Below are 8,049 nucleotides of genomic sequence, written 5' to 3' on the forward strand. Positions count from 1 at the left end.
GTGCTGATCAATTGCATGATCAATCCGTTGACAGCGGTTTTGCAAGTGAGAAATGGTGAATTACTGGAGAATCCGGATGCAAAAACCCTTTTTGATCAGTTGTATGAGGAAATAATGGTTGTTTTTCCCGAAATGGAAAAGGATTTGCCGAAAAGCGCTGTTGAAGAAATTTGTAGGAGAACGAAAAAAAATAGATCTTCCATGTTGACGGATCGGATGAACGAGAATCCAATGGAAATAGAGTCGATCATATCTTCTATTCTTCAAATGGGGGAACGACGCGGTGGAAGCTTGCCGTTATTGCAGACGCTTGAAAAAATGCTGCTTGCGATAGATCGGAGGTGATTGGCGATGGTAAATGGCTTCCTATCAATATTGACTGCAATTCTCGTATTATTTCCGTTTGTTATTACGATCGCCTTCCTGATCGTTATGAGAAAAATGGGGAAGGCGCCTGCTGCTGTCATCGGTAAAGCAGCAGATTTTACGACTCCTTTTTTATTTTTGTCTGTTTATATCACATCAATGACCATTTTTGGCAAAGGAACCGGTTTTTATATTATGTCTATCGCCATCCTCATCGCTATTTTTCTTGCAATTGTTGAAAGGACAAAGGAAAAGGAGTTTCAAATAAGCCGTGTGCTTCAGAAAACGTGGAGGGTGTATTTTTTACTGCTTTCCCTTTCTTATGTCATTCTTCTTGTCATCGGTGTCAGCTTTAAAATATCAGAATATGTAAAATGACGGGAATCGCAAGTAGTTCCAAGCGTATATTTTTCAATCTGATGAAAGGGAATGATATACTCTGTTCATATCAGTAAAAAGGGGCATCAATGATGGAAATCAAGTCAATGGCATTGAGTAATGTAAACAAAGTGATGCAAGCTTACAATCATGACGAACAATTCATACATACGTTTTTTGATTATAGAAATGAAAACCGGTCTTACCTTGAAAGGCTGACAGAGCTATCGGGCCGTCAATTTCTCAGGAAAGAACTTTCTTCTGTCATCCGTTCCTTTATGGAGCCTTTCGGTATATCCAAGAAAGCTTCAGCTCATCTCGAGGAACTATCGGAAAATGGAGTAGTTGTCATCGGTGGCCAGCAAGCTGGCATACTGACAGGTCCGCTCTATTCCGTGCATAAAGCGATTACGGTCATCCTTCTTGCTGAGGAAAAAAGGAAAGAGCTTGGCGTTCCTGTCATTCCTGTATTTTGGGTCGCTGGCGAGGATCATGATTTAAATGAAATCAATCATGTCTACACTGAGAATTCCCGCGGGACATTGAAACATAAGTATCCAGAGAAATTCATCCTGAAAGTAATGGCTTCCGACGCAACATATTCCGAAAAAGAAATGACTGCATTTGTGGAAGGTATTTTCCGTCAATTCGGCGAAACGGAGCATACGAGACCGTTGTTAGAAGAAGTGCTGACCGCAGTCGAAAAGGAAGAGACATTCACCGGATTTTTCGTCAGACTGATGAACGGACTTTTCCATGAACAAGGCCTGTTGTTCATTGATTCAGCGTTTAAGCCATTGCGTGAGATCGAAAAAAACCATTTCACTCAATTCATTTCGGAATCCGATAAACTCGCGGGATTGATTGTTGATAAAGAAGGTCAATTTTCAGCGTTAGGATTCGGTAAGCCAATCGAGGCTGAAAAGGAAGCGGCGCATTTGTTTTATGTGCATGAAACTGGACGGGTCCTTTTATCGAAAACGGATGGGGCTTTTGTGAATGAAAGTACTGGCATCCGTTTCAGTTATGAAGAAATGCTAAATATCGCTGCCGAAAAACCTTGGCTGTTAAGCAATAATGTTGCGACGCGTCCTATCATGCAAGACCTTGTATTCCCGGTGCTTGCTTTTGTGGGAGGTCCTGGTGAAATCGCTTATTGGGCTTTATTGAAAGACGCTTTCCATCATTTCGAAATCAAGATGCCGATCATCGTTCCACGTGTGTCGGTGACATTGGTTTCCAAGCGCGCGAAACAGGCAATGGCGTCTACTTCATTGACGCTGGAAGAAGTGCTAGACAGAAAAATCCCTGAAGTACGGGAGCGTTTCATTGGTTCATTGCAAAATGAACAATTTGAAAAACTGGTTGCTGAAATGGAAAAGCAGTTGAAAGAGAAGTATGAAGAACTGAGAGAAGGCTCGAGTACAGCGATGCAACAGGTACTCGAGAAAAACTTGAAATTCCACGAAAAGCAATTGGATTATATAAGAAGGAAGGCAGAAGAGGAGCTGTTGATCCAACACGAAACGGCTCTCCGCAAATACAGCATCCTGGAGAATGAGCTGTTCCCGGAAGGATCGCTGCAGGAGCGGATTTACACGCCTTATCTTTTCATGAATCAGTATGGCCCGGAATTGGTCCGGGACTTGCTTCGCCAACCGATCAAAATGGATGGCACCCATCAGATTGTCTATTTATAATAAATGAAAAACGCCGATGCAGGCATTCAATGTCTGCATCGGCGTTTTTTGTGTATTTATGCGATTATTATCGTATTTTTGCAAGTCACGAAACTTTGCTCGAATTATAGCAATATCTCAATGAAACAAGTACTATATACACATTTTACTATGAAAATAGAATTTGAGTGGAGGAATGTGGAGGGATGTGGTACATTAAAAACATATAGTGGGGTGAAGAGTATGTTCATGGGCGAATATCAGCACACTGTAGATGCAAAAGGCCGTTTGATAGTCCCTTCGAAATTCAGGGAATATCTGATGGATGGTTTTGTGCTGACTCGTGGATTGGATAACTGTCTCTTCGGTTACCCTATGGAGGAATGGAAACGGCTAGAGGAAAAATTGAAGGCGCTGCCGGTTACGAAGAAGGATGCCCGCGCGTTTGCCCGATTCTTTTTCTCAGGTGCCACGGAAGTTGAAATTGACAAGCAGGGCCGTGTCAATATTCCATCCTCATTACTGGATTACGCGAAAGTTGAAAAAGATTGCGTCGTTATCGGCGTTTCAAGCCGCATAGAAATTTGGTCAAAATCGTCTTGGGATTCTTATTACGACGAGTCGGAGCAATCATTCAATGAAATCGCGGAAAATATTATCGATTTTGATTTCTAAGGCAAAAGCGGAAGCGCCTTGGTCAGGGGCGACAGGCAAAGCCGTAACGCAGAACGGCTTTTGCGAGCAATGTTTTCTGCGACCTTAAGGGAGCAAAAGCGAAGCGTTGGGAGCAATAGTCTTTGCCACACAGTAGCTTTGCCTCGCAAGCCAAGCGGGCTTATGACCCCGAGCCAATCGAACTGCGAAGTGTTCGATTTGCCGTATTTCTGTGGTTTTTGCAGAAATTAAGGCATCCTTCCAACGCTGAAGCTAGATGTTAACACACTAACGAAAGTAGGCGGTTTCAATGTTCGATCACACAACAGTATTACTTCACGAAGCCGTCGATGGGCTCGATATTAAACCAGATGGCATTTATGTTGACTGCACACTTGGTGGTGCAGGTCATAGTTTAGAGATCGTGAAGAAGCTGACAGCAGGCGGCAGATTAATTTGCTTCGATCAGGATACGACAGCAATTGAAGCTGCCAAATTAAAATTGGTGGAGTATTTAGAGCAAGTTACATTCATCCACTCGAACTTCAGAAATTTGAAGGATGAACTGGCGAAGATTGATGTACATACAGTGGATGGCATCCTTTATGACCTTGGCGTCTCCTCGCCGCAGCTTGATACACCAGAACGCGGATTCAGCTATAACCATGATGCTTTGCTCGATATGCGTATGAATACCGAGGCAGATTTGACTGCATATGAAGTAGTAAATGAATGGCCGTATGAAGACTTGGTGCGGATCTTTTTCAGATATGGGGAAGAGAAGTTTTCCAAAGGGATTGCTCGGAAAATCGAGGAAGCCCGGAAAAACGCACCGATCAAAACAACCGGTGATCTCGTTGAATTGATTAAGGAAGGTATTCCTGCAGCAGCACGTAGAACCGGTGGACATCCTGCGAAGAGAGTGTTCCAGGCAATCCGGATTGCAGTGAACGATGAACTTGGGGCGGCGGAGGATTCATTGACCGATGCATTGACTACTATGAATCCGGGCGGACGTATTTGTGTCATCACTTTCCATTCACTCGAAGACAGATTATGTAAGACGATCTTCAAAGAAGCGTCATCCATGCCGGAGCTGCCACCGAATCTGCCCGTCATTCCTGAGGGGATGGAGCCGGACTTCAAATTGGTGACGAGGAAACCGACCCTTCCAAGTACAGACGAAATTGAAGTGAATAAAAGATCCCGATCTGCAAAATTGCGGATCGTAGAGAAAAAATAAAAGGGGGAACTTGTTAGATGGCATTGGAACAGAGAAGCTTTCAAATGAATACGATACATGAAGTGCATGCACCTCAATCACCGAAGACGAATGAGACACAAAAACCTGCGAAGCGTTCAAGAAAACTTTTCTCAACAGGGGAAAAATTCCTGTTCGTGCTGTTCGCGGCAGTTCTCGTGCTTTTCTCTACTATGATTTTGCATACACAATCTCAAATCAATGATACAAATAAGGAAGTGCAATTAATCAACAATGAAATTGAAGAAACTGTAAAACAAAATACAGAATTGTCCATACAAGTGAGCGAAAAATCTACATACGAAGTAATTTGGAATAAAGCGAAGGAGCTCGGCTTGAATCTTAACGAGAAAAACGTAAAGGTCGTGCCTGGACGATGAAAAAGAAGTTTCGATTTCAATGGGGAGCCTTCCTGATGTTCGTAGTTTTCGGAGGGCTCTTTTTTCTTTTGTTTGGACGATTATTGAGCATTCAAATTACAGGACAAGCCGAAGGAAGACAGATGGCAGCTATGGCGGAAGCAAAATATGCAAGAGAGTCCATCCTCAAAGCTGAGAGAGGCAAAATAGTTGACCGCAACGGTGAATTGGTCGCTTCGGATACGTTGAGCTATCGGCTGATCGCGATAATAAGTGAAAAAGCGACTGAAAAAGGTGCAAAAGAGCCGAGGCATGTGACTGACTTTGAGAAGGCTGCCGAATTGCTAAGTAGATTCATCCCGATGGAAAAAGAGAAAATGATTGAAATCAGGGATGCGGCGGTGAAAAGGAATACGGACACATACGAGACATACCAAATCGAGTTTGGGAAAGCGGGACGCGATATAAGCCATGAAACGATGCTAGCCATTAAAGAGGCTGCTGAAAAAGAAAATGTTACAGGACTGCAATTCATCGAGGATAAAAAGCGGTTTTATCCAAATGGAGATTTTGCATCGTATTTGGTCGGCTTCGCAATGCGAGAGGAAGACGAGAATGGAAAAGTTTCCACGGTCGGTAAAATGGGCCTTGAACAGACGTATAACAAGGAGCTTACCGGTACGGACGGTAAAGTGGATTATAAAACCGATATATGGGGATTCCTTTTGCCGAAATCGGAGGAGAAAATCGTTGCCGCAAAAGATGGAATGACGATTCAATTGACGATCGATAAAACAATCCAGAACTTTGTAGAAGATGCGATGAATCAAGTCAATGAGAAATATTCTCCTAAAAAAATGCTCGTCATCGTCACAAACCCGAAAACTGGCGAAATCTATGCAATGAGCCAGCGTCCTTCCTTCCATCCTTCCACACGCGAGGGATTAACGGAAAACTGGCTGAATGAATCAATCCAAAACACGATCGAGCCTGGTTCTACGATGAAGATGTTTACGTTAGCGGCGGCGATTGAGGAGAAAAAATGGGATCCTCTTGCCAAGTATCAATCAGGACAATATACGATTTACGATAAAACCATTCGTGACGTCAAAAGGGGGGGCTGGGGAAGAATCACTTTCTTGGAAGGGTTCCAAAGATCATCGAACGTATCGATGGCCTATTTGCTGGAAAGAATGGGCGACCGGACATTTATCGAATACTTACGTGGATTTGGCTTCGGTGAAAAGGTCGGAATCGATTTGCCGAATGAAGTGCCTGGAATCATTTTGGACATCAATCCAAGTGAGAGGCTGACAACTTCATATGGACAAGGATCTACTGTGACACCTATCCAAATGATTCAAGCTGCGAATGCAATTGCGAATGATGGCAAGATGATGAAGCCCTATGTCATTGATAAAATTATTGATCCGAACACGGGGAAAGTAGTGGAGGACCATAAGGAAGAAGAACGGAAATCCCCTATTTCAGCGGAGACTGCAAAGCAAGTCCGAGAGGTTTTAGCTTCCACAGTCACCTCTGATGTCGGCACAGGTCGGAAATTCGCGCTTTCAGGATATTCCGTCGGTGGGAAGACGGGGACAGCGGAAATTCCGAAAAGTGATGGACCAGGCTATTTGTCCGGGGACGGTAATTATCTTTACTCTTTCCTAGGCATGGCTCCTATTGACGATCCACAGTTATTGACGTACGTTATCGTCCAGCAGCCGAAGCTTGAGCTGGGTCAATATGGATCGGATCCGGTCGCAGAGCTGTTCACTTCCATAATGGAAAGCAGCTTAAAATATATGAATATACTTCCTGAGAATAGTCAAACATCGTCAACCAAGTCTCTTTCAGACCATATTGGAGAAGATGCTGCGTCCTCGATGACGGCGCTTGAACAACAAGGATTTTCACCGGTGTTGATCGGGGAGGGAGGCAAGGTTGTAAGCCAATATCCTGAAGCGGGGACAAAATTGAGTGAAGGCTCACTAGTGCTTCTTGAAACGGCAGGGGATACAACTCTTCCAAATTTTTCCGGGTGGTCGAAAAAAATGGCGTTATCATTTAAAATGTTATCTGGGCTTGATATCCGATTGAACGGAGATGGATATGTGACTGAGCAAAGTCTATCCGCAGGGGCCGTCATCAGTAAAGAAGATCCCGTGGTGCTCCAGCTGAAATCGCCAGAAGACACGCATACCATAATTGAACAGAATGAAGAAGCAGAGAATGAGGAAGTGGAAGAGATAATTGGTGGATGATGTATAGCTGTCCCCGCCCATTCATAGGTTGATAGAAAAACGAAAGGTGTGGGGCTCTGCGTAAATATGCAGATTTGCAATCAAAGAAGCGATTGCGGGCAGTTTTCATCATTTTTCTCATATCGATTTCCATGGTTATAGCAAAGCTCTTCCACGTCCAAATCATTAAACATGAATGGTTGAAAGCGCGCGCGGAAGAGAACTGGGATCGGGAAATCCCTTTTGGCGCCATTCGTGGGGAAATCCAAGATCGCAACGGTCAATTGATCGTTGGGAACCAACTTGCTCCGACGCTTTATTTCATGCCTTCCCAAAACAAGGAACCTGAAAAGGCGGCAGCCTTGTTGGCAGACATATTACAAGTTGATAAGGGAAAACTACTCGAAAAGATGACGAAAAAAGCATATATGAACAAGTTGGCGCCTGAAGGAAAAAACATCACCCAAGAGCAAGCAACGGAAATTTCGAAATTGCAAATTGACGGCTTGTATACAGGCGTCGACTTTGTCAGGAACTATCCTTATGGAGAGTTGCTTTCCAGGCTGATCGGTTTTACAGGATATGACGGAACCGGCCTTGCTGGAATCGAATATGCATATGATGAGATTTTGCAAGGCACAGGGGATAAAATTCGCCTCTATACAGATGCGAAGGCTATACCGCTGCCACATGTCGATGATGGGTTCCAGACGGGAAAGAATGGAGCTACGCTTGAACTGACAATTGATATCGAAATGCAGAAAGTCATGGAACGGGAACTGCTTCAGGCGCTCGAAAAATACGATGCGACACAAGCAATCGGTATTGTAATGAATCCAAAGACAGGTGAAATTCTTGCGTTGGTTTCAATGCCGACTTTCGATCCTGCAGATTACCAAGATACGGATCAGTCGATTTATAATCGGAACTTGCCAGTTTGGATGACGTTTGAGCCGGGATCAACTTTCAAAATCGTCACCCTTGCGGCAGGACTTGAGGAAAAAGTGATCGACCTTCATAATGATTACTTTAATGACCCGGGTTATACGAAGGTTGCCAACGCAAAGTTACGATGCTGGAAGAGAGAAGGGCATGGTCACCAATCC

At 43.9% G+C, this 8,049-nt stretch carries 8 protein-coding genes; all 8 read left to right on the top strand.

Annotated features, from left to right (window positions below; all coding sequences use genetic code 11):
- Nucleotides 1-345, top strand: a 345-nt coding sequence (locus AWV70_RS16025) for a ketopantoate reductase C-terminal domain-containing protein (RefSeq protein WP_276525649.1), incomplete at its 5' end; no start/stop codon positions are given.
- 6 nt (nt 346-351) lie between these two features.
- Nucleotides 352-744 carry a DUF3397 domain-containing protein gene (locus AWV70_RS16030; protein ID WP_060209304.1) on the top strand — a complete coding sequence of 131 codons (393 nt, stop codon included), beginning with the start codon at nt 352-354 and terminating at the stop codon, nt 742-744.
- Between the two features lie 89 nt (nt 745-833).
- A complete protein-coding gene (gene bshC / locus AWV70_RS16035; RefSeq protein WP_082713665.1) occupies nt 834-2,444 on the top strand; it encodes a bacillithiol biosynthesis cysteine-adding enzyme BshC in 1,611 nt (536 codons plus the stop codon).
- Nucleotides 2,445-2,666: 222 nt separating this feature from the next.
- Entirely contained in the window at nt 2,667-3,098 is a 432-nt protein-coding gene (mraZ, locus tag AWV70_RS16040; RefSeq protein ID WP_060209308.1) for a division/cell wall cluster transcriptional repressor MraZ, read from the top strand.
- Between the two features lie 289 nt (nt 3,099-3,387).
- The gene (gene rsmH / locus AWV70_RS16045; protein WP_060209310.1) at nt 3,388-4,320 is read left to right on the top strand and encodes a 16S rRNA (cytosine(1402)-N(4))-methyltransferase RsmH; all 933 of its coding nucleotides are present in this window, start codon (nt 3,388-3,390) and stop codon (nt 4,318-4,320) included.
- Between the two features lie 17 nt (nt 4,321-4,337).
- The gene (gene ftsL / locus AWV70_RS16050; RefSeq protein WP_060209312.1) at nt 4,338-4,718 is read left to right on the top strand and encodes a cell division protein FtsL; all 381 of its coding nucleotides are present in this window, start codon (nt 4,338-4,340) and stop codon (nt 4,716-4,718) included.
- A 35-nt stretch (nt 4,719-4,753) separates the two neighbouring features.
- Nucleotides 4,754-6,964: a penicillin-binding protein gene (locus tag AWV70_RS16055; protein WP_060209314.1), complete on the top strand. Its 2,211-nt coding sequence runs from the start codon at nt 4,754-4,756 to the stop codon at nt 6,962-6,964.
- A 131-nt stretch (nt 6,965-7,095) separates the two neighbouring features.
- Nucleotides 7,096-8,049 (top strand): peptidoglycan D,D-transpeptidase FtsI family protein (locus AWV70_RS24740; RefSeq protein WP_268777877.1); only part of this gene is annotated, 954 nt, incomplete at its 3' end.

It is taken from the genome of Sporosarcina koreensis (assembly GCF_001531445.1).
Classification (GTDB): Bacteria; Bacillota; Bacilli; order Bacillales_A; family Planococcaceae; genus Sporosarcina; species Sporosarcina koreensis_C.